This window comes from Paenibacillus sp. FSL R5-0475 (genome assembly GCF_038004585.1).
In the GTDB taxonomy this organism is placed as follows: Bacteria; Bacillota; Bacilli; order Paenibacillales; family Paenibacillaceae; genus Paenibacillus_AQ.
Window position 1 is genome coordinate 1,191,080 of record NZ_JBBORK010000001.1, and the last position, 21,491, is coordinate 1,212,570.

19 protein-coding genes are annotated in these 21,491 nt (G+C 44.7%); 14 read left to right on the plus strand and 5 right to left on the minus strand.

From position 1 onward, the window contains the following. Window positions 1-33 precede the first annotated feature (33 nt). On the plus strand, window positions 34-1,758 hold the full coding sequence (gene acsA, locus MKX41_RS05110; protein WP_340968972.1) for an acetate--CoA ligase: 1,725 nt from the start codon (window positions 34-36) through the stop codon (window positions 1,756-1,758). A gap of 83 nt (window positions 1,759-1,841) precedes the next feature. On the opposite strand, the gene MKX41_RS05115 is transcribed toward acsA, so the two are convergent. Together MKX41_RS05115 and rpsD are read right to left on the minus strand one after the other, a co-directional pair. After that, window positions 1,842-4,754 (minus strand): transglycosylase domain-containing protein, encoded by a 2,913-nt coding sequence (locus tag MKX41_RS05115; RefSeq protein ID WP_340968973.1) that lies wholly within the window; start codon window positions 4,752-4,754, stop codon window positions 1,842-1,844. Between the two features lie 145 nt (window positions 4,755-4,899). Next, the gene (gene rpsD / locus MKX41_RS05120) at window positions 4,900-5,499 is read right to left on the minus strand and encodes a 30S ribosomal protein S4 (RefSeq protein WP_042187338.1); all 600 of its coding nucleotides are present in this window, start codon (window positions 5,497-5,499) and stop codon (window positions 4,900-4,902) included. Between the two features lie 399 nt (window positions 5,500-5,898). Here rpsD and MKX41_RS05125 point away from each other — a divergent pair, with 399 nt between their 5' ends. The 5 genes from MKX41_RS05125 to MKX41_RS05145 all read left to right on the plus strand — a co-directional run bounded on the left by MKX41_RS05125 (window position 5,899) and on the right by MKX41_RS05145 (window position 10,965). Next, on the plus strand, window positions 5,899-7,893 hold the full coding sequence (locus tag MKX41_RS05125; RefSeq protein WP_042187340.1) for a sensor domain-containing diguanylate cyclase: 1,995 nt from the start codon (window positions 5,899-5,901) through the stop codon (window positions 7,891-7,893). A 247-nt stretch (window positions 7,894-8,140) separates the two neighbouring features. Next, window positions 8,141-8,893: a hypothetical protein gene (locus MKX41_RS05130; RefSeq protein ID WP_339247406.1), complete on the plus strand. Its 753-nt coding sequence runs from the start codon at window positions 8,141-8,143 to the stop codon at window positions 8,891-8,893. A gap of 95 nt (window positions 8,894-8,988) precedes the next feature. After that, complete coding sequence (locus tag MKX41_RS05135; protein WP_076282932.1) at window positions 8,989-10,104, plus strand: aminopeptidase; 1,116 nt, start codon at window positions 8,989-8,991, stop codon at window positions 10,102-10,104. Between the two features lie 106 nt (window positions 10,105-10,210). Then, window positions 10,211-10,456: an HPr family phosphocarrier protein gene (locus MKX41_RS05140; RefSeq protein WP_042126831.1), complete on the plus strand. Its 246-nt coding sequence runs from the start codon at window positions 10,211-10,213 to the stop codon at window positions 10,454-10,456. Between the two features lie 212 nt (window positions 10,457-10,668). Beyond that, complete coding sequence (locus MKX41_RS05145) at window positions 10,669-10,965, plus strand: YlaN family protein (protein WP_042126833.1); 297 nt, start codon at window positions 10,669-10,671, stop codon at window positions 10,963-10,965. Window positions 10,966-11,059: 94 nt separating this feature from the next. On the opposite strand, the gene cax is transcribed toward MKX41_RS05145, so the two are convergent. Beyond that, entirely contained in the window at window positions 11,060-12,130 is a 1,071-nt protein-coding gene (gene cax, locus MKX41_RS05150; RefSeq protein ID WP_042187348.1) for a calcium/proton exchanger, read from the minus strand. A 154-nt stretch (window positions 12,131-12,284) separates the two neighbouring features. Between cax and MKX41_RS05155 the strand changes: the two genes are divergently transcribed. Next, on the plus strand, window positions 12,285-12,650 hold the full coding sequence (locus MKX41_RS05155) for an Asp23/Gls24 family envelope stress response protein (protein WP_042126837.1): 366 nt from the start codon (window positions 12,285-12,287) through the stop codon (window positions 12,648-12,650). 90 nt (window positions 12,651-12,740) lie between these two features. Here MKX41_RS05155 and ftsW read toward each other — a convergent pair whose 3' ends face one another. Then, the gene (ftsW, locus tag MKX41_RS05160) at window positions 12,741-13,985 is read right to left on the minus strand and encodes a putative lipid II flippase FtsW (RefSeq protein WP_042187350.1); all 1,245 of its coding nucleotides are present in this window, start codon (window positions 13,983-13,985) and stop codon (window positions 12,741-12,743) included. Next, window positions 13,982-14,329: a YugN family protein gene (locus MKX41_RS05165; RefSeq protein WP_042187352.1), complete on the minus strand. Its 348-nt coding sequence runs from the start codon at window positions 14,327-14,329 to the stop codon at window positions 13,982-13,984. The genes ftsW and MKX41_RS05165 overlap by 4 nt, the downstream gene beginning before the upstream one ends. 239 nt (window positions 14,330-14,568) lie before the next feature. On the opposite strand from MKX41_RS05165, the gene MKX41_RS05170 reads away from it, so the two are divergent. The 7 genes from MKX41_RS05170 to MKX41_RS05200 all read left to right on the plus strand — a co-directional run bounded on the left by MKX41_RS05170 (window position 14,569) and on the right by MKX41_RS05200 (window position 21,461). Continuing rightward, window positions 14,569-15,750, plus strand: a complete 1,182-nt coding sequence (locus MKX41_RS05170; RefSeq protein WP_042193734.1) for a M20 family metallopeptidase — start codon at window positions 14,569-14,571, stop codon at window positions 15,748-15,750. A 62-nt stretch (window positions 15,751-15,812) separates the two neighbouring features. Beyond that, the gene (locus tag MKX41_RS05175) at window positions 15,813-16,244 is read left to right on the plus strand and encodes a CBS domain-containing protein (protein WP_042187355.1); all 432 of its coding nucleotides are present in this window, start codon (window positions 15,813-15,815) and stop codon (window positions 16,242-16,244) included. A gap of 217 nt (window positions 16,245-16,461) precedes the next feature. Next, window positions 16,462-18,174, plus strand: coding sequence for a DNA repair helicase XPB (locus MKX41_RS05180; RefSeq protein WP_340968983.1), 1,713 nt, complete (start codon window positions 16,462-16,464; stop codon window positions 18,172-18,174). Then, a complete protein-coding gene (locus MKX41_RS05185) occupies window positions 18,171-20,102 on the plus strand; it encodes a helicase-associated domain-containing protein (protein ID WP_340968984.1) in 1,932 nt (643 codons plus the stop codon). Before MKX41_RS05180 ends, MKX41_RS05185 begins: the two co-directional genes overlap by 4 nt. Window positions 20,103-20,117: 15 nt before the next feature. Then, window positions 20,118-20,555, plus strand: a complete 438-nt coding sequence (locus MKX41_RS05190) for a YlbF family regulator (protein WP_076282926.1) — start codon at window positions 20,118-20,120, stop codon at window positions 20,553-20,555. Between the two features lie 40 nt (window positions 20,556-20,595). After that, window positions 20,596-20,859, plus strand: a complete 264-nt coding sequence (locus MKX41_RS05195) for a YlbG family protein (protein ID WP_042126853.1) — start codon at window positions 20,596-20,598, stop codon at window positions 20,857-20,859. Between the two features lie 164 nt (window positions 20,860-21,023). Continuing rightward, window positions 21,024-21,461 (plus strand): hypothetical protein, encoded by a 438-nt coding sequence (locus MKX41_RS05200; RefSeq protein ID WP_042193736.1) that lies wholly within the window; start codon window positions 21,024-21,026, stop codon window positions 21,459-21,461. The last annotated feature ends 30 nt before the right edge of the window (window positions 21,462-21,491 follow it).

Sequence of the window (21,491 nt, forward strand, 5' to 3'; positions counted from 1 at the left end):
GCTTAAATCAAACGAGTGAGGGAGGCAAGAGTGATGGGTCAAGTCCATAGCGAAATTTTGCCTGGCCGTGTGCAGAGCTCCAATATGTCTGATTACACCCAGGCAGTAGCCAATTTTAAGTGGGAGGATGTTGAACGTAACTTCTCATGGTATGACACTGGAAAGGTTAATATGGCACATGAAGCAGTGGATCGCCACGTTCAAGAAGGACGGGGAGCGGCAACGGCCCTGCTCTACAGTGATGCGGTGCGGGATGAATCCTATACATTTGCCGATCTGCAGGAACGGTCGAATCGGTTCGGAAATGTATTGCGTAAATATGGTATCGGTAAGGGAGATCGGGTATTTATTTTTATGCCTCGTCAACCGGAACTATATTTTAGTTTACTAGGTATTCTGAAGATTGGGGCAATAGCGGGCCCTCTGTTCGAAGCCTTTATGGAAACAGCAGTTAAGGACCGGCTGGAAGATAGTGGTGCGGTTGCTTTGGTTACTACACCTGAGCTACTTCATCGTGTGAAGCGTGATGAGCTTCCGAATTTGCGTCATATTTTTCTAGTAGGCGGTACCACTGATATCGAGCAAGGTAACTTAGGTTTCACTGAGGAGATGGATAACGCGTCTTCTGAGCTCGAATTGGAATGGCTTGACCTGGACGATGGCCTTATCATGCATTATACATCTGGTTCTACAGGAAAACCTAAGGGCGTTTATCATGTGCAAAGAGCAATGATTCAACATTATTATACAGGTAGAGTGGTGCTGGATCTACGTCCAGATGATATTTACTGGTGTACTGCTGATCCAGGCTGGGTGACAGGAACATCTTACGGAATATTTTCTCCCTGGTTAAATGGGGTAACGAATGTCGTGAGAGGGGGACGCTTTAGTCCTCAGGATTGGTATAAGACGATTGAACGAAATAAGGTTAGTATTTGGTACAGTGCACCTACAGCATTTCGTATGTTGATGGGGGCAGGAGAGAGTTCAATTCAGGGAATTGATTTGAGCAGCCTGCGCCATGTCCTGTCTGTTGGAGAACCGTTAAATCCTGAAGTCGTGCGATGGGGAGATAAGTTCTACAACCAGCGCATTCATGATACCTGGTGGATGACAGAGACGGGAGCGCAACTGATCTGTAATTATCCTGGAATGGATATCAAACCAGGTTCTATGGGCCGTCCGTTGCCAGGCATTGAAGCAGCGATTCTAGATGATCGAGGCAATGTTCTCCCACCATTCTCAATGGGGAATCTTGCAATACGGACGCCTTGGCCATCCATGATGAATTCGATCTGGAACAATAAGGCGAAGTATGAGGAGTATTTCCGCATTCCTGGTTGGTACATTTCTGGTGATTCTGCTTATAAGGATGATGATGGATATTTCTGGTTTCAAGGACGGATTGACGACGTTATCAACTCTTCTGGTGAGCGTATAGGACCTTTTGAAGTAGAGAGTAAATTGGTAGAGCATCCTGCTGTGGCAGAAGCGGGTGTAATTGGTAAACCAGACCTGGTGCGTGGGGAAATTATCAAGGCTTTCATTTCGCTGAGAGAAGGCTATACTCCTACAGCTGCTCTCAAAGAGGAGATCGCGGCATTTGTTAAAGCCGGACTGTCTGCGCATGCTGCGCCGAGAGAGATCGAATTTAAGGATAAACTTCCTAAGACACGATCAGGTAAAATCATGCGGCGTGTATTAAAGGCTTGGGAGCTTCAACTCCCAACTGGCGATTTATCAACGATAGAAGATTAGAATGGATCATAAAAAAACACCGTTCCCTAATGAATTCAAGGGAACGGTGTTTTGTTGTGTGAAGTTATTCTTCGGACTACCGGTTAATGGTTTCCAGTCGTATTGCCGGCTGTACCACTATTACTGTTTCCGTTACTGCTACCTTCGCCAGATGGCGTTGAAGTAGGCGTAGGTAGAATGGTTCCAGGAATCTCGATATCCTCTCCTGGTGTACTCTCAGAGCCTGTAGGAGGCGTTGTCTCCGGTTGCTGATCTGGAGTTGGTGTTGCTTCCGGAGTTGGTGTAGTGCCTCCAGCAACGCTGCCAGAAGCTGTCTCATTACCTGCGACATCAACAGCACTGACATAGAATGTTGCATTGGCACTCGCAGGCGTTCCTGGCGAGAATACCTTGCTCTCGTCAGCCATAATTACAGCTTGCTTCTGGAAAGACCCGCCGTTTAAAGAACGGTATAAGCGGTACCCTACTACATCTGGAGAGCCGCTTGGGGAGAAGCTGATCACAGCTTTTCCAGTGCTATATGAGACACTAACATTCCCAGGAGCAGAAGGGGAAGCACCATCGTCCACACGTGGATCGACTTCAGTAGGGAAATCTGTCTTAGCATCGGCTGGCATATAATACTCCAGCGATTTATGCTCCTTCATCTTAGGGAAGGCTGCCAAGAGCTCCTTAACTAATTCCTGGATCGGCTTTTCACGTTTAACGACGATTTTTTCTTTCAGGAAATCCTCCGGTGTACCTTCGAGTGGGATATAGTTGACGCCATTGTAAGTAATATACTTGGCTTTGGAAATCCCATCGTCGCTCTCTTTAGGTACATATTTCGTATTGAAAAGATCCGTTGTAAATTTATCAGTTAGAGCCGTTGGCAGCTTACCGCTGTACGCGGAAACTGTCTTTTTGGTAATTCCTTTAGGTTGTGTGAATTTGTCTGTAACGAACAAGTCTGGCTGCTTATCAATAACAGCATTCATGACTTTAGCCCATAAGGTCTGTGCTTGTCGTTTTTGTGTATCTCCTGTAAGGGTATTAATTTGTTCCTTATAACCAACCCACATGCCAAGTGTGACATCAGGGGTGTAGCCCATGAACCAGACATCGCCATAGTTCTGAGTGGAGCCAGTCTTACCTACAATCGGAACGTCTTTAAAGTGTTTATAATCTCTTCTTACTGTGCTTGCAGTACCTTCTGTGATTACTGTACGCAGCATATCGGTCATTAGATAAGCAGTTTGCTCAGAGAATACTTGTTCAGGGTTAACCTTGTGCTGATAAACGATCTTGCCTTCCGAATCCACAATCTTCTCAATCATATAAGCATCATTAAATGCTCCCTTATTGCCAATGGCGGAATAGGCATTGGTTAATTCCTCAACGGATGTACCGTATCGAAGACCACCTATAACCCCAGTCTGCGCTCTGTAATCATCTTCGGTGAGTGTAGTGATCCCTAGCTTTTTAGTAAAGGCCCAAGCATCCTCTATTCCGACCTTCTCGTTAAAAAGTTTAAGCGCCGGTAGGTTGAGGGATTTATTAAGTGCATAGCGAGCCGTAACTAAACCCTGATAGCGATTGTTAGCATTTTTAGGGATATGGAAGCCTTTCCCGCCATCCTTCAAAATGATTGGAGCATCATCTAAGATTCCAGCAGGTTGAATCAGTCCTGCATCTAAGGCAGGTAAGTATGCTGAAATCGGCTTCATCGTTGAGCCGGGTTGCCGGACCATTTGGGTTGCGTAGTTCATTTGCTCGATATTAAAATCGCGGCCCTCAATCATACCGAGAATGGCTCCGGTCTTGTTGTTGATCAAAATGCCCGCCGTCTGTTCAACACCTTTTGTTTTGCTGTCCTTGGTGAAATTACTACTATCTTCGGAAATACTGTGCATTGCACTGTATACTTTCTTATCAATCGTGGTATAGACTCGGTAACCGCCGGTCATTAACTGTTGTCTTGCTTCCTCAAGAAGTACGGTATTATCACTAGAGCTATTGGTATCAGCTGTACTGTTATTCTTTTCATTTAGTGACAAAAGAATCTCAGATGCTTTACGCTCCGTCTCCATCATTAGGTATGGATATGTAGCATAGGCTTTCTTAGTGTGAGGAGCGAGAGAGCTTTTAATATCAAACTTGAGTGCTTCATCATATTGGGAGGTAGTGATCTTGTTCTCCTCTAGCATACGACGAAGTACAAGCTGTTGACGATCCATAGCTCTATTGAACGCCTTTGCGTTGAATTCTCCAACGCCATTGAATGCTGAATAAGCGGATGGGAGCTGTGGAAGACCGGCCAAATACGCCGCTTGGGCAATATTCAACTTGTCTAGATCGTCCAGACCGAATATACCTTTGGATGCAGCTTTAATCCCAAATACGTTATAGCCATTCGAGCCATTTCCGAACGGAACCTTGTTCAGATAAGCTGTTAAAATCTCTTGCTTGGTCAAGAAGCGCTCTAGTCTAAGTGAAAGTAGAATTTCTTTTGCTTTACGATCTTCTGTTCGATCCAGATTGAGGAATACACGTCTTGCGAGCTGTTGAGTAAGTGTACTGCCTCCGGTCTGAACAGATTCATTTAATATCTTTTGTTTGACGGCACGTAAGGTGCCTTTGAAATCCACGCCATTATGCTCATTGAAATTATTGTCCTCTATAGCGAGAACTGCATCAATAATAATCTGGGGGATGTCGTTGTATTGAATGAGCCTTCGATCTTCTTCTGTACGAAGCTGGCCGATCGGTGCGCCATCACGGAAGTATGCGAATCCGGTGATCGCATTTTGTCCGACTTGCTGTTGAATCATTTCCTCAGAGCGAACAGGTTCATCTTTCACCATGGAAGTGACATATCCTGCTGCTGCACCACCGACGAACAGAATGCCTATTATGCCAAGAATAAACATCCACTTAACTACAGAACCGAACCTGCTAAGCCCAGATCTGCGGGGTGAAGGCTTCTTTACGTTTTTTTTCTTGTTCTCTTGAACCATCGACGATAATTCCTCCTTTTAACGGAATTATTATAGCACAAATTGGCGATTTTGAATGCAGTCGGAGTGTTCATTACCTATTAGAATAACAAAAAGCCTCCGGATAAATCCGGAGGCTTTGGTCATACTCGCTATAAGCGAGATATTAACGGTTGTAGAACTCGACGATTTGTTTCTCATCGATATCCTGGGAAAGCTCGGAACGTTCTGGCAAACGAATGTATTTACCTTCGAAAGATCCTTCAGCGGATTCCAGGTAAGCTGGAAGGTGGGAACGGTTAGCAAGAGCTTCTTTGATGGAAGCCATGCTTTGGCTTCTTTCGCGAAGACCGATAACGTCGCCCAAGCTTACACGGTAAGAAGCGATGTCGACTTTTTTGCCGTTAACAGTTACGTGTCCGTGGGATACCAACTGACGTGCACCAGCACGGGAGTTAGCAAATCCAAGACGGTAAACTAGGTTGTCCAAGCGGCTTTCAAGCAAGAACATGAAGTTTTCGCCCGCAAGACCTGGAAGCTTTTGTGCTTTAGTGAAGAGAGTTTTGAATTGTTTCTCTCCCAAACCATACATGTGACGCAGTTTTTGTTTTTCCAAAAGCTGCATTCCGTAGTTACTTACTTTTCTGCGTTGGTTAGCTCCGTGTTGTCCTGGTGGAAAAGGGCGTTTCAAGTCTTTTCCTGTACCGCTAAGGGAAATTCCCAGACGGCGGCTGAGTTTGAATTTAGGTCCGGTGTAACGTGCCATGTTATAGTAGACTCCTTTATAATTGAAATTTCAGGGTAGGGCCTATTTGCGCCGCATTTCGTATCCGTGATTAGCATTAATGGCTTCCACACTGCCAGGGAAGTTCAGCCGCTGCCCTGGCAGTAACGAAATGCGTGAGGGTGACACAACGTTACGCCCAAGTAAGACTTGTTACAGTCTTGTTCAACAATAAATATTATATGAATACAGTATATAAAGTCAAGCGCTTATTAAAAGAGTTTTTGTCAATCTTTGTCGATAGTTCTTTGGTCCTAAAAAAAAGTCCCGGAAATGATGAAAATATAATGCAATGCACAAAGAAAGGGAGTAAAATATAGTTAATTAGTTGTTACTAGGGAAGATAGTTTTCTTAATCAAGATGCAAAGGGGATCTTCGTTATGTCAGAGCAGAAAGCATACGTCCATAAAGACAGCCGTATGCTGTTACAGGACAACTTACACGCTAGTAGAGATTCCGAAGATCCCACCGCCTGGCTTAGGGAAACGGAAATAGTAACGCATGACTTCCCTTATCTAGCAAATTTGATTGCAGACAGTTTCAATGAATGGTTTGGTGGGCTCAATGTCCTTCCATTCTCTAGATCATGGGAATGGTGTGTGCTGAATTTTGAAGGTAAATATATAAACAATAGTTTGGATCAACAAGAACTATGGAGGCAGCAGTGGGAACAGGCGGCGGCTTCTAGCTTGATTTCAGAAACAATCTCTGCCGTTACGTTAACCGTAGAAGGTAAGGATCTGAGTTTTTTTACCATACCGCTATTCACTCGCGTCGACAATAAAATTTTTGCGTTTTTGGGCTGTTCTATGCCTACGCAACAATATGAAATGGGTGGACGAGATACTGCAGAAGCTATGTCGCTGCATTACCGCACCTGTTTTTATCATAAGTTTGAACATATATTTGTAGCTGATCTTGCAAGTACCCATATTCATGCAGAACGTGAAAGCAATCGTCGTTCATTGTTATTTCAGATTGTTCAGCGGATGCATGACAATATTGATGTAGATGCTGTACTTTCGGAAGTCATTGATAGCATCTCTGCGATGTATCCTGGAGCCAGACTCGACCTGTATATGTCACAAGATCATCGCAGCACTAATCCGCAGGTCAAACCGTTACCTTTCCACATGTCCAGTGATGATGTCTGTGCCAGGGCGTTCAAGGATGGACGTGTTGCGCTGCACACTAGTGATGAAAATCACCGAAATGTAGAAATAGGGCTTCCGTTAGGTGGTAAGCAGGGGGTCTATGGGGTATTCCATATGGTGATGGATAATCCAATCTTCCCTGACGTTGATTTACGGTTTCTCACAATGGTAGCCGATACGGCAGGGACTGCTTTTGAGAACGCCAAGCTTTATGAGCGCTCCAATCAGCTAATCCGTGAGCTTCGTATGAGTAATGAGCTTACCCAGCGTTTGAATCAAAGCTTGCGTTTAGGCGATATTTTTCAATTTGCGTTTGAAGAGCTACTTGAAATGTTTGGTGCAGATTACTGCTGTATCTTACATATGAATGAGGAAAAGGGTGGCCTAGAAGTTATTGCCTGCAACCATCCTTCATTGCAGAATGAAGTATTAGAAGTAGGAGCAGGTTTAGGTGGAAAGGTGTATTCCACAGGTGAGTCACTGATCATGTCTGACTACATAGATAATCCTAAGACAACTTCCCGACTAATGAATGCTACCGGTTCACAGTCGTTGATTGCCACACCTCTTAGTGTAGGTGGAGAAGTGCGAGGTGCGATTATGCTGGCACATCGAGATTCTCATTATTTTTCCTATGACAACTACAGGCTATTGCAGGCGATGGCGGGACATATTGGTCTAGCAGTAGGTAACGCCAGGCTACATGCTGAAGTTAGACGTCTAGCGAATAGAGATAGCCTAACAGGTCTCTATGCTCGTCATTATTTGGACGAAGAGATAAAAGAAAGACAGTCTACGGACTTCTGCGGTTGTTTAATTGTTGTGGATATTGATCAGTTCAAAATTGTGAATGATACCTATGGTCATCAAAAAGGCGATAAGATTCTAAAAGAGGTTAGTGAAATTGTGAAATCTTCCATCCGTCAAGGCGACATTGCTGCGAGGTGGGGTGGGGAGGAGCTCTCCGTTTATTTACCGTTAATGGGAATGCAGCAGGCGGGTTATGTAGCTGAGCGTATACGCAAACGCGTTATGGAAGAAACTGAACCTAGTGTAACGGTATCCTGCGGAATAGCGGAATGGAGCTGGATGGACGATCGAGTAAGTGTTGAGTCATTATTTTATCGAGCGGATATGGCGCTGTATAAAGCTAAGAATAACGGCCGGAACCAAGTTGTTTTTGATACGAAAGAAAATGATAGCAATATTAAGAATCCGTGAGGTAAGCCTCATGGGTTCTTTTTTTATATGCACAGTTATTCTGGCTCTAATTGCGGTATAAGGCTTGCAGGAAGGGAGAACCCTATACGTGGGTTGTACTTAAGCAAAATACTCCGAGAAAGGCCTGAGGTCCGTGAGAAAGCTATTATTACTTAAGGGAGGAGTCCCTCTAGTTCTGACACTTTATTGCCTGTTATGTAGCGGATGTAGCGTCATAAGAGACAAACCTGCGAAGGAGGATTTAAGTTTGGCGTTGGCAGGGATGGCTGGAAGTGATGAGGTTGTTTTTGAAGGGGCGAATATGCTGAAACGCGGGGGAACAACGGTTCCTGAATCCTTATTGTTCTACGGAGGCACAGTGAAGGATCATAAAAAGGTCAAGCTGTACACGCTTCTTCCAGATAAATCTATGACCAAAAAAGCAGCAGCTGATGGCGTTAAAGACTTAAAGAGTAGCGCATATGCTCTGAAACCTTATTACAGTCAGTTAGAGAAAAAAGAGGGCAGATGGGAACTTCAGACTACTGAAAATTCCTCGGAGGAGGGAAATCCATTACCTGCGCTAAATCCGCTAAAGCAACTCGAGGAGCTTGAGTCCATGGAGACGAGTGTAACCGAAGAGGCTGGAGCAGGCAGAGGGACAAGTGTGCTGCGAATCGAATTGACGCCTTCAGAGGCTAGGAAGCAGCTGTCTGCTGAATTGGAGAAAGAAATGCAGAACCTTCGTCCTAAAGTCCCCGAATCCGCTGAGAACAACACAGAGGCTGTTCAGGCAGTGACGAAAGCTTTGGAGAAGCTGTGGCAGAAGAAAAATAATGAGCTACAGCAAAAGCTGAAACAGGCTAATGTTGAAACGGTCTACCACCTAACGGTTGATAAGAAGCATAATCTTCCCAGAAGGCTTACCTTGAATCGAAAAGTAAGCTATTCCGGTGAAATGATGAATAAATCTGAAAATGAAACTTATGTATCTAAGGTGGATTTCACAGGTTACCGTTAATCTTTACATGGTTATGCAGGTCTTGCGCTCCATAAAGGGCGTGCTACAATAGAACAGCATGCTTATTTTTCAGACAGAGGAAGGAAGAGTACACAATGAAAGATCCCAGAATTCAAAAGCTGGCGGCAAATCTTGTAGGTTATTCCGTAGATGTTCAGCCAGGCGAGAACGTGCTTGTAGAAATGATTGGCAATGAAAGAGATTTAATCAAAGCTGTTGTTGAGGAAATCGGTAAAGCTGGCGGTCATGCTTTTGTTCAGTTGACAGATCGTACAGTCCTACGCAGCATGCTTAAATATGCAACACGTGAGAGTCTTCAGACATGGGCTGAAATTGACTTGAACCGGATGAAGCAAATGGATTGTTATATCGGCATCCGTGCAGGTGAGAATGTAAATGACCTGTCCGATGTTCCAGAAGAAAATATGAAATTGTATAATTCTTTGTATTCCCATCCAGTGCATAGCGAACAACGCGTGAAGCATACGAAGTGGGTAGTATTACGTTATCCCAATGCGAGTATGGCTCAGCTTGCAAATATTAGTACAGAAGCATTTGAGGACTTTTATTTCGAAGTGTGTAATTTGGATTACGCCAAAATGGACAAGGCTCAGGATGCATTGGCTGATCTCATGCGCAGAACAGATAAGGTACATATTTCAGGTCCTGGAACAGATCTTAAATTCTCCATCAAAGGAATCGGTGCAGAGAAATGCTCTGGACAAAAGAATATTCCGGATGGCGAGGTTTACAGCGCTCCTGTTCGTGATTCTGTAAATGGAACGATCAGCTATAATGCTCCATCCGTTTATAACGGAGTAACTTTTGAAAATATCAAATTCAAATTCGAGAATGGTAAAATTGTTGAAGCAACAAGCAATGACTCCGCTCGCTTGAATGAAATCCTGAATTCAGATGACGGTGCACGTCACATTGGAGAATTTGCCATAGGCTTTAACCCTTACATTTTGCACCCAATGAATGATATTCTGTTCGATGAGAAAATTGCAGGCAGCCTGCACTTTACACCAGGACAAGCATATGATGTTACAGATAACGGAAACCGGTCCTCTATTCACTGGGATCTTGTATTAATCCAACGTCCAGACTATGGCGGCGGGGAGATTTATTTTGACGATGTATTAATCCGTAAGGATGGAATCTTCGTGTTACCAGAACTGGAAGGTCTGAATCCTGAAAACTTGAAATAAGCTGTAAAAGTAAGAAAACACCTTGCACAAGTAAGCGGATTCAAGGTATCATAAGAAATGATTACAAATGACTTATGTTTCATAATCAAGTTGCGGAGGGATTTCTATGTCCAGTAACAATGCGGCAATCGTTGATATTGCTCAAACGGCAGGTCAGTTCAACTCTTCAATCGTTCTTCAAGCGGACAACAAGTACATTGATGTTAAGAGTATCCTTGGTTTGTTCACGACTTTGGTATCAAGCCAAAGCTACGAGCTTCATGTTCACGGAACAGATGCAGAAGAAGCTAAGAAGGCAATGAGTGAAGTTTTTGCTAAACACGGTTTGAACTTTACAGTTGTAGCTGAGTAATAGTTGTATGTAAAGACGTCCTACCGATTTACGGTGGGGCGTTTTTTCTAGAAATAGATGAGGAATTAATGCCATCCCTTATAAACAACATAGCTGCTTCTTTCAAATAAATGGTTAGTATAAACAGAATTGTTGTATTGATATCCGATTTCGACTAATATTAAGTAAAATAGTAAAAGCAGCTTAACTTTTGGACATGGGGGGGAAGAGGCATGACTTCGTCGGAATTACAGGAACAGTTTAATCTTAAAGCGATCAATCTTCTACAAGAAGATGCCGATAAAATTCAGCAACTTATTGAAGTGCAGATGGAAAATCTGGCAACACGCTACTGCCCTCTCTATGAGGAAGTGCTCGATACCCAAATGTACGGTTTCTCAAGAGAGGTCGATTTTGCGGTTAGAGCAGGTTTGGTGCCAGAGATTACCGGTAAAATGGTGCTGAGTAAGCTGGAGCGGAATTTAGCAGTACTCTATGAGGCATTGAATAACAAAGCAAAAGAAGAATAAGTTTTGATTTATAGTATTCATAGAAACGCACATGAGGACAGATCGTCACTCATGTGCGTTTTTTTTGAGAATTATAGAATGAATAGGGAAGTATTTATACTAGATAAAAGGAGACTCCGAGAATTAGATAAACCGTTAATAGCAAGAGACCCTCATACCAGTTGGTCGAACCATCCTGAGTGATTGATTTGGCAATAAAGACCGCGACACCAATGGCGACAATTTCGATCGTTGTAAACACAATGTCCATAGTATCACCCATGAAATAACTGGCGAAGATAAGTACAGGCGCTACAAATAGTGCAATTTGAAGACTGCTCCCGACAGCGATTTCTACTGCCGCACCGATTTTGTTCTTCATGGCTAGCATAATGGCTGCACTATGTTCTGCGGCATTACCGATGATTGCCACGAGGAAGGCGCCTACAAATAGTTCACTAAATCCAAAGCGCTCAGTTAGTGTCTCAAGCGTCCCTACCAGCCACTCACTCACAAAGGCTACCATTACGGTAGCAAGAAGTAGATAAAGGATGGATCTGTTTCTGGACCACTTAGGCGCATGCTCATGAGCCATTTCTTCCTTACCGGCTTCTGTAACGTCCTCTAGATGTTTCTTGTGCGTAATCATGGAGAAGACCAGCCAGGCCATGTAAGAAGCGATGAGCAGCCCAGCAACGATTAAACTCAGCACGTCTGTATCTTTTTCAGTTATGGAATGGGTATTGAAGAACATAGCCGGTACAAATAAAGCGATCACCGCTACGATCATAAGGGAACCATTCATACCGGCAAGGGTTACGTTAAAGTTCTGTACTTTGAACTTCATTCCACCAGCGAAAATACTTAAACCTAGGACAAGCAGCAGATTGCCAATAATGGAACCGGTAAGACTGGCTTTCACCATGTCGAACAGTCCTTCCTTCACTAGGAAAAAGGCAATGATTAGCTCTGCGGCATTACCGAAGGTAGCGTTTAGGAAGCCGCCTAACCGCTGTCCAGCATAATGTGCTACACTTTCTGTGGCGCGGCCCAGAAAGCCAGCCACAAATACAACGGCTACTGCAGAGAGAACGAACTGAAGCGTGTGGTCCCAATCTGCATAATGTCCTATGGCACTAAGGATAAAGGTGATTGCCAGCAAAGCTGGTGAAATCCATTTTTTCAATGTAAAGTACACTCCAATCTATGTATTCAGGATCAATTCATAATCAATATACCCAAATTATTCCTAAGTGTAAACGAGAAAGCGAGAAACTGATTTGCTTTTTAGCCTGTTTAGGAATTACAATAATTGATAATGAGTTAAGGGGGGATATGGCATGGCAGAACAACTTCAATTGGAAATGGGAAATATACGAATTTCAAATGACGTCGTCTCGAAAATTGCCGGATTGGCTGCCTTGGAGACTCCAGGTATTGCAGCCATGTCAGGTGGCCTATCAGAGGGCTGGGCAAAGCGTCTTAGTGGCAAGAACGTCCAAAAGGGCGTTACCGTTGAAGTGGGACAGCTAGAAGCAGCAGTAGACCTGCGTATAATAGTTCTCTATGAAACTCCGATACATGAAGTGTGCCGGATGCTTCAACAGAACGTACGCGAAGCTGTGGAGAGCATGACTGGACTTCATATTGTTGAAGTGAATGTCAAAGTTGAAGGCGTAGCCTTTAAGAACGATGAAATTGCTTAATGCAAAAGTGCTTGTACACAAAAAAGCAGTCCAAGATATTTAACTTGGACTGCTTTTTTATATATTCCATTACATCCGGATTTATGAATCTTACCGGGAACGAACTTGTCTAACCGTAGTTACAGATTTCGTGACTTCCTCTTTAGCTGGAAGATTAGTTTCTCTTGAAATGCTCAGCATAATTCCCATGGACAGCATACTCACAAGAAGTGAAGAACCGCCGTAGCTGATAAATGGCAAAGTTACACCAGTAAGCGGAATCGTCTTCGTTACGCCACCAATATTGACAAAGGCCTGAATGGCAATGAGGCCCATAATACCAATGCCCACTAGTGTGCCAAAGGGATCTTTACACCTTAATGCGATTAAAATACCTCGCCAGATAAAATACAGATATAACATCAGAAATAATGCCGTTCCTACAAAGCCGAATTCTTCACCAATGACGGGGAAAATAAAGTCCGTATACGGGTATTTAAGATAATCCAGCTTTTGAATGCTTTTGCCAAAGCCAGAGCCACTGACTCCACCTTGTCCGAGAGCGGTCAAAGACTGAATAATATTATATCCTTCGCCTTCAGCATCCTGATAGGGATCTATGAAAGCTTGAATACGGCCTTTTCTATAGTCCTGATTGGCAGCTACTTTGTCGGTTGCGGGGGAAAGAGAATCAATCGCTGCTTTAGCCCCCATAACAATTCCTACACCTAGCACCAAGAGTGCAATAGAGCCAAGGATATGCTTCATGCTGGCACCGCCTGCATAAATGACAAGTCCACTGGTAGCCACGAGAATAAGGCATGAGCCCAAATCTGGCTGCATCATAATAAGTCCGGCAACTATACCCACAATGACCATTACAGGGATATATCCTGTACGGAAATCTCTAAACCGTTCACCTTTTTTGGTAATCAGTGCAGAGAGATACAGGATAATTGATATTTTGGCCAGCTCGGTAGGTTGAATCCCTAGCTTCCCGATACTTAACCAGCTCTTGGCGCCATTGATTCTTTCGGAGAAGGCTACAATTAGCAGGAGAATAACGGTGATGATGAAGATAGGGACATACCACTTTTTGAATTTACTGTAGTGAATATTCATGGCTATAAACATAACAACGATTCCAAGTACGATCCAAATCATTTGGCGTTTCATGAAATATAGAGGGTCATTACCGAACTTCGAGCTTGCTAAGGTCAAACTGGAGCTAGCACTGAAGACCATGACTAGACCGAAACCCACAAGTAGTAGTGTTAAGATGAGTAGTTGGAAATCGGGTGTTCCTCTTTTGGGCAGGCTGACATTTTGTTTCGTCTTTCCCTTTCTGTTACTCAAGCCTCCAACAGCTGCTTTAATTCGAGAATCCGAGTAGCAGCAGTGTCCAATACTGGTTTAGGCACCGGGGAGTCATACTCCAGGCCATGGGGGAATGTTGCTTTCCCTAAGTATACGGCTTCAATTGCAAGTACGGCATCAGCTTTCTCCAGCTTCCCCTCGACAGCGCGAGTGTTGATGCGTAGAAAGTATTCGCCACCATCCTGTGGGTCTTCAATTTTGCAGTCGTAAGTGGCACGATAGTATTCCCATTGCCAGCGAATGAAGCCAGCCTTTGTCGCACTCTCGTCCAGATAGAGAAGATCACTCTTCAATCCTACGAGGCCCGTGTTCTCAAAAATCATAGCACGCATATCCCCCTTATGAAGTATAATGATGAATTCATGATCCGTTTGCTGATGTTCTACCTCATGATAGTATGTTTCTAAACGTTGTGCAAGAGTAGGCACCTCCTAACGATACCCAGTTTTTTGCGTTTCTGCTACAATAAAAGAATTATAGCCGTATACGGCTGGAACAAAGTGTACAGGACTGCTGTCGCATGCTATTGATGCGGGTTTATGAAGAAGGGGATGGAGAACGTATGAAGAGCTTAGCGGTTGATTCTCTCATGCCGGAGATCGTGGAATGGAGACGCCATTTACACCGTCATCCGGAGTTGTCTTTTCATGAAAAGGAAACGTCAGCATTTATAGCAGACAAGTTAGCAGAATTCGGAATTGAAGTTAGGAGAAGCACGTCTGGGTATGGTGTAACGGGTATATTGCGAGGACATCGGCCAGGGAAAACGGTAGTCCTTCGCGCGGATATGGATGCACTACCTATTAAAGAAGAGAATAAGAATGACTACGTTTCGCAAAATGAAGGAGTTATGCATGCCTGTGGGCATGATGGACACACTTCAATACTGCTGGGTGTAGCCTCTTACTATAGCAGCCGCCTTGAAGAGTTAGAAGGGGAGCTGCGTTTTCTTTTTCAGCCAGCGGAGGAGGTATGCCCGGGTGGTGCACAGGGGATGATTGCCGAAGGCATGCTGGAAGGCGCGGATGCGGTGTATGGTTTGCATTTGTGGACTCCGCTTCCAATGGGGACCGTGGGCAGTGCGCCAGGACCTCTTATGGCATCTGCTGATGAATTTTTCATTGATATCATCGGCCGGGGTGGACATGGCGGTATGCCGAATCGCACGATAGACAGTATTGTGGCCGGGGCGGCGCTTGTGACTCAGCTTCAGAGCATCGTAAGCCGCTCTGTGAACCCGCTGGAGCCCGCTGTTCTTAGTGTAGGAACCATTCAAGGGGGATTCGCCCAGAATGTCATTGCTGAGCATTGTCGCATTACAGGAACCGTACGGGCGTTCGACGAGGAGACCCGTTATCTGATCCGCAGCAGAATCGAAGAAATGACAGTTTCAATAGCTGGCGCATACGGTGCGGAAGCTAAGATAGACTATGTGATGGGATATCCGCCACTCGTAAATCACGAGGGCGAATACCAGCGTTTTTCCGAGGTGGCACCTGGAGCACTAGGAGAAGCTGTTCAAGTGATTCGGATGGAAAAGCTTATGCCAGCTGAGGATTTTGCCTACTATGTAAAAGAAATTCCTGGCTGCTTTATGTTCGTAGGGGCTGGGAATCCAGATAAAGATGCAGCTTACCCGCATCATCATAGCAAATTTGATTTTGACGAGGATGCTATGTTGCATGGGATGAAATTATTGATCGCTATGGCGAATTCCTGTTTGCAAGAGAAAACAATCGTATAATTTCGTTTCATAGAGGAGAACCTATTCCATAACATGGAGATTACGTTTAGGAGGGTTCGTTCTTGAAGACAGTGAAAGAGGTTATGACGAAGGATCCAGTAACAGTTACACTACTGGATAATGTGTATGAAGTCGCTGTTAAAATGAGAGAGCATGACACTGGATTTATACCAGTCATTGATAATGAAGACAATAAGACATTACTCGGTGTAATTACAGATCGTGATCTAGTGATTAGAGGTTACGCGGCTAAACACCCTGGATCAACAGCTGTGGAAAAGGTAATGAGTAGAGAAATTCAGACCGTCTCAGAGAATACATCTGTAGATGAGGCTGCAGAACTGATGTCGAGCTGGCAAATTCGCAGATTGGCTGTGACTAGTGGCCAGAAGCTGATGGGTGTAGTGTCCATTGGTGACTTGGCTGTGCGCAACATTTTTGCGGACGAGGCTGGCGAAGCACTTCATGATATTTCGCAGCAACATTTACATTAAATAGTTTGATAGGGAAGCTCATGACCGTTATGCGGGGATGAGCTTTTTCCTGTTCAAATCTAAGAAAATATAGATTTCACACTATACACTATCCTTATATTTCTCGCATAAACGCTTACCGTCCTTTTGGGACGCCGAAGGCGTTTTTACTTGTAAGAATGTAAGCAGATTACATAGCGCAGGCTTGAATCAAATTAATGACTGGGGAGGGAACGTTATGAATGAAACAGGGGCATGCATTGTGCGAAGGGATCGGACGATTCTACTGGAATGTGCACATCCTGGTTTTGAGAAGGCTAGGAAAGAACTAGGAGCCTTTGCAGAGCTCGTAAAGAGTCCTCCGGCTTATCACACCTATAGAATCACTCCATTATCATTATGGAATGCTGCAGCGCTTAATTATACAGCTGAAACGATTATTTCAAGTCTGCATCAACTCGCGCGCTGGGGTGTTCCTGCCGGGCTGGAGGATGAGATCGCAACTCTTCTCTCTAGGTATGGAAAGCTCACCCTTCACGGTCAGGAGACTTCGAATGAGCTCATTACGCTTAGGGCTGAGACAGCTGAGATTCTGAATGGACTAGTTAATGAATCAGGTCTAAAGGAGTTAGGTTTGCAGAGAATAAATCCACTAGAAAGCTCATGCCGTGCGGAGAACAGAGGGCTTTTAAAGCAAGAGCTGATGAGACTAGGCTACCCTGTACTGGATTATGCTGGTTATCATGTCGGACAAGCTCTAAGTTTGACCTGGAAGGAGTCTCACAATCACGCAAAGGATGGAGCGAAAGGTGAAGCTTTTGGACTGCGTGAATATCAGCAGGAGGCTGTCCAGATGTTTCAAGGCATAGAAGGGCAGGGAGGCAGCGGGGTAGTTGTGTTGCCTTGTGGAGCGGGTAAGACGGTAGTGGGACTGGCCGTTCTTGAAAGTCTACAATGCGAAACACTGATCTTAACTTCAAATACAACTTCGGTAAGACAATGGGTAGATGAGCTGCTTGAGCGAACCGATTTGGCTGATGAGTCTATTGGCGAATACTCCGGTGAAAAAAGAGAAGTGCGGCCTGTTACTATAGCTACCTATCAGATATTAACGCACCGTCAATCCAAAGGCGGTCCTTTTCTCCATATGAAGCTGTTCAATGAACGCAACTGGGGTTTGATTATTTATGATGAGGTTCATCTGCTTCCAGCTCCAGTATTCCGGGCTACAGCAGATATTCAGGCTACTAGAAGACTAGGTCTCACTGCAACTCTGGTTAGAGAAGACGGGAAGGAAGGGGACGTATTCTCATTGATCGGGCCTAAGCGTTACGACATGCCTTGGAAGGAGCTGGAGCAGCAGGGCTGGATTGCAGAGGTAGAATGTGTCGAGATGATCGTACCGATGAGCTCTGAGCTGAGACAGGAGTATTTGTATGCGGAAGCGAAAGAAAAATTTCGTATGGCCTCATGCAATCCTGCAAAAGCTGAGGTTATAGTCGAGCTTCTAAAAGCCCATCAGGGATCATCGGTTCTGGTTATTGGACAGTATCTCGACCAATTAATTGAACTGGCGGATAAGATCGGTGCACCTCTGATTACGGGTAAAACGAAGCAGCGAGAAAGAGATGAGTTGTATGCAGCTTTTAACGAGGGAATAATACAGGTGCTTGTTGTCTCTAAAGTAGCGAATTTTGCGGTGAATTTGCCAGATGCGACGATTGCTATTGAGGTTTCAGGAGCTTTTGGATCCAGGCAGGAGGAGGCCCAGCGCTTGGGTCGAATCTTGCGTCCGAAGGCGGGTGAGAACAAAGCGTACTTCTATACGCTGGTATCTGAAGATAGCCGGGAGCAGGAATTCGCTATGCGCCGACGGATGTTTTTAACAGAACAGGGGTATGAATATGTCGTTAAAATGGTGCCGAACGGAAAGGAGCGGACGATCCATTGAACCAGCTATCAGCGGAAGCCCTAGAGGTCTTAAAGCGATTATGTGCTGCTTACGCGGCCCAACCCTTTGACGAGGGGAAAGAAGAGCGGTGGCGTCCTACGACGCTCTGCCGGGCAGAGCAAAAGCTTGCAATGAGTGAACTGCGGCGCGCGGGGTTGTTAACTGCGAGGCATAAAATATTGGGGGAGAAGCTGTATCAGATTCCTGTTGAACAATTATTAGTGCTAGAACAAGAATTCTTCCCATACCAGCCTAAGTTTATTGAAGGTTATTCAGTGAATCTATCCATGGAGGCGGGTGCTGGACTGGCAGTAGATCTGTTTCGGGCCTTGCTGTTCATGGCTCGTGAAGGCTTGCCTTTGACCGCTAAGGGAATTATTCATAAAAAGAATTTAAATCGTTTAGCGGCCCAACTTTCTTTTCAGGAAGAACATTTACTGGGGCTCTCTATGGGCACTCCTTCGAATGAAATGGATGCTCTGTCAGCGGCTCTTGTAGTAGATATCATGTTGTGTCTTGGGCTTATTACCAGACTGAAAACGGGCTATAGACTGGACAAGGATATGCTGGGAAGTTGGTTGCAACTTCCTGAGACAAGAATGACTGACATCCTGTATGGGATTGTTATTCATCGTTTTGGAAGCATTGGGCCTGCCGATCAGCATTTTCGCTATTTAATATCCAGCAATGCTTTTGTATCAGAGAAATGGACAGTGTTGCCTGAGCTTCTGGACTGGATGGCAGATATGAATTTAACTGGAACAGTTTCCCGGAAAGAGCTGGAACAATCAAGCTTAAACTGGCTTCGTTGTCTAACAGGCTTTGGATGGTGTGAACTGGGGAGCACGCCTGAGGGTATCCAGTGTTTTCGCTGGACTGCTGCAAAACCGAAGCTGATGTACAGTAGTGAGTCCTTCCCTGATTCTGTGGCAGAGCATTCGAATGACCAGTTTATTGTGCAGCCCGATTTTGAAGTCCTGATTCCACCGGATGTTCTCTATACTGTGCGCTGGGTTTTAGCTGAATGCGCTGAACTACTGCAAACAGATACGATGTGGAGCTTCCGACTGACTCGTGAGATGCTAGTGCATGCATCAGAGCGAGGGATGCCTCCAGAAGAAGCGATAGCTTGGATTAAAGATCATGCACTGGGTGGTCTGCCATCTGTGGTGGAGCTATCTTTAGAGCAATGGGGAAAGAGCATTGGCCGAACATCACTCTCTGAAGTGATTCTGTTGACTTGTCAGACGGAGGAGGACGGAGGGGCTATTGCAGCCCATCCGCGACTGCAAGAGAGCCTTAAACGTATCGGACCGCTTCATTTTCTTGTATCTCCGGAGTCTGTGGAGCAGATGCGTAAGGAGCTGTCCTTAGCAGAATTGGCCCCTTCTAGGATGATTGGAGGACGTGAGGAAGAGGTGGATGCTGAATGGACTTCATTTCATCAAGAAGCCGAAACCGAGCAAGCGTTGTATTCACTTCCAGTACTAAATCCTGAACTAAGGCTACTCGACAGAGGGAATCCCTTTTTAAACCTACCAGTTATTTCTCCTGAGCAGGAGGAGGATATCTTATTAGGTGGAGAAAATGTGCCACAGATCTGGAGCAAGGAATGGCGCCATTATCATAGCTCAACCGCTCAGAAAGTAATGGAACAAGGGCTGAAATGGGGAATTAAGGTGCGGTTTTCCTTAAAGGACCAAATGTTAGATTTCATCCCCTCCAGAATAAAAGGTAATCCTTGGAAAGTGGAAGGCCATCTGCTGTATAACGATGGTGAAACGGTTGAGGAAATAGAGCTGGCCCCTGAAGACTGGAAGGAAATGAAGTTAGTAATTCCCAAAAGGCGAAGAAATTCCTCTTCTGCTGAAGCGAGTGATTATGGTATGATAGAAAAGTCTACTGAATTCGGTAGAACATTAACGTAGAAAAGAGCTGAGTTCATGAGCGTAGCGGAATTAAATACGGTCGATATGGCTGAAGTGCTGACATACGCCTATGAATTAGGCGATATGATTAATCAATCCGCCGAAGTGTCGGATTACTTATACTGGAAAGGACGGGTTGATTCGAACCCAGAAATTCAGGCCATGGTCAAACAGCTTCAAGCCAAGAAGGAGTTGTTTGAAGAAACACAGCGATTCGGACATTTTCATCCGAACTATCATTCAGCGAAGGATGAGGTTTCGGCAGTAGAAGCGGAATTGGAGAAGTTTGAAGAGGTCGCTCGTTTTAAGCAGGCGGAGAAGACTCTTGATGACATTCTGCATTCCATGTCGGAAGCGATTGCTTTTTCAGTATCGGATAGCATTAAAGTACCAAGCAATGATCCTTCCCCTAAAGGTGGATGCGGTAGCGGGGGAAAATGCTCCTGCGGATAAGCTTCCCTTAGGATTTAGAGAGAGAAAGGCGGTTTAGCTTATGTTTGCGGAACGGACAGGATACATCATTTGGGTAAGTGACGTTAAAGCGGCACGTAACCTTGAGAAATACGGAACATTACATTATGTTTCTCGGAAAATGCATTATGCAGTGATGTATGTAAATGCAGAACGTGCCGAGGAAGTTATGAAGAATGTCCGCAGACTCTCCTACGTTCGTAAGATCGAAAGATCCTATCGTAACGAAATTAAGACAGAGTATACCAGTAATGGGCCGGACAAGTCCCGTAACTACGGTATGTAATTCTTGGAGATGAACAGGTGCTTAAGTAGCACCTGTTTTTTTATGCGCAGATCTCGGGTAACCGCGGTTTCTTCCGTGCTCTGGAACTTGTACAACTTTCAGCAATGAGGTAAGATGACAACATTAAGTACATACAAAGACCCTTATGGTGGAGTGTGATGATGATGCGCAACAAAGGGACGGATTGGCCCAGTTCTTACGAGCCCTTCCACATCATGCTGAACGACTACAGGGTCGCTGACATCGTTATAACAAATCATGCGAAGAGTCGTTATTTGGACCGGATCAGTAAAGGTGTAAGCGATGACGAAGAGGTCGCCGCATGGATGTGGCAGTGCCTGATGCAGAATCGGCTCAAGCCCTTTTCAGACAGTGATTTTAACGCGTATTTAATTGACGATGACTCTGTAGTAATCGCTGAGTTCACGGAATTGATAGGTGAAAAAGATATTTCAGGTCAGCCATTATATTCTATGATCATCGTTTCGTTTCTTGGAAGAATCTCTGCGACTCCACAGTTGAGAGATTTAAAAACTTACTTTTCGCTGCTGCGCAATTCCCGCCGCACTAAGCTAACGAAGAAGAAGCGTAAACGTAAATAGTGTATAAAGAACGAACAGGAGGCATGCGGC

What these genes read in the sequence shown, in the direction of transcription:
- rpsD (WP_042187338.1), bottom strand. Translation starts at nt 5,499, where the DNA reads ATGGCACGTTACACCGGACCTAAATTCAAACTCAGCCGCCGTCTGGGA.
- MKX41_RS05195 (WP_042126853.1), top strand. Translation starts at nt 20,596, where the DNA reads ATGTTTGCGGAACGGACAGGATACATCATTTGGGTAAGTGACGTTAAA.
- MKX41_RS05145 (WP_042126833.1), top strand. Translation starts at nt 10,669, where the DNA reads ATGACTTCGTCGGAATTACAGGAACAGTTTAATCTTAAAGCGATCAAT.
- MKX41_RS05200 (WP_042193736.1), top strand. Translation starts at nt 21,024, where the DNA reads ATGCGCAACAAAGGGACGGATTGGCCCAGTTCTTACGAGCCCTTCCAC.
- MKX41_RS05135 (WP_076282932.1), top strand. Translation starts at nt 8,989, where the DNA reads ATGAAAGATCCCAGAATTCAAAAGCTGGCGGCAAATCTTGTAGGTTAT.
- MKX41_RS05170 (WP_042193734.1), top strand. Translation starts at nt 14,569, where the DNA reads ATGAAGAGCTTAGCGGTTGATTCTCTCATGCCGGAGATCGTGGAATGG.
- MKX41_RS05165 (WP_042187352.1), bottom strand. Translation starts at nt 14,329, where the DNA reads ATGATTTTTGAGAACACGGGCCTCGTAGGATTGAAGAGTGATCTTCTC.
- MKX41_RS05125 (WP_042187340.1), top strand. Translation starts at nt 5,899, where the DNA reads ATGTCAGAGCAGAAAGCATACGTCCATAAAGACAGCCGTATGCTGTTA.
- MKX41_RS05180 (WP_340968983.1), top strand. Translation starts at nt 16,462, where the DNA reads ATGAATGAAACAGGGGCATGCATTGTGCGAAGGGATCGGACGATTCTA.
- acsA (WP_340968972.1), top strand. Translation starts at nt 34, where the DNA reads ATGGGTCAAGTCCATAGCGAAATTTTGCCTGGCCGTGTGCAGAGCTCC.
- MKX41_RS05155 (WP_042126837.1), top strand. Translation starts at nt 12,285, where the DNA reads ATGGCAGAACAACTTCAATTGGAAATGGGAAATATACGAATTTCAAAT.
- MKX41_RS05190 (WP_076282926.1), top strand. Translation starts at nt 20,118, where the DNA reads ATGAGCGTAGCGGAATTAAATACGGTCGATATGGCTGAAGTGCTGACA.
- MKX41_RS05115 (WP_340968973.1), bottom strand. Translation starts at nt 4,754, where the DNA reads ATGGTTCAAGAGAACAAGAAAAAAAACGTAAAGAAGCCTTCACCCCGC.
- MKX41_RS05140 (WP_042126831.1), top strand. Translation starts at nt 10,211, where the DNA reads ATGTCCAGTAACAATGCGGCAATCGTTGATATTGCTCAAACGGCAGGT.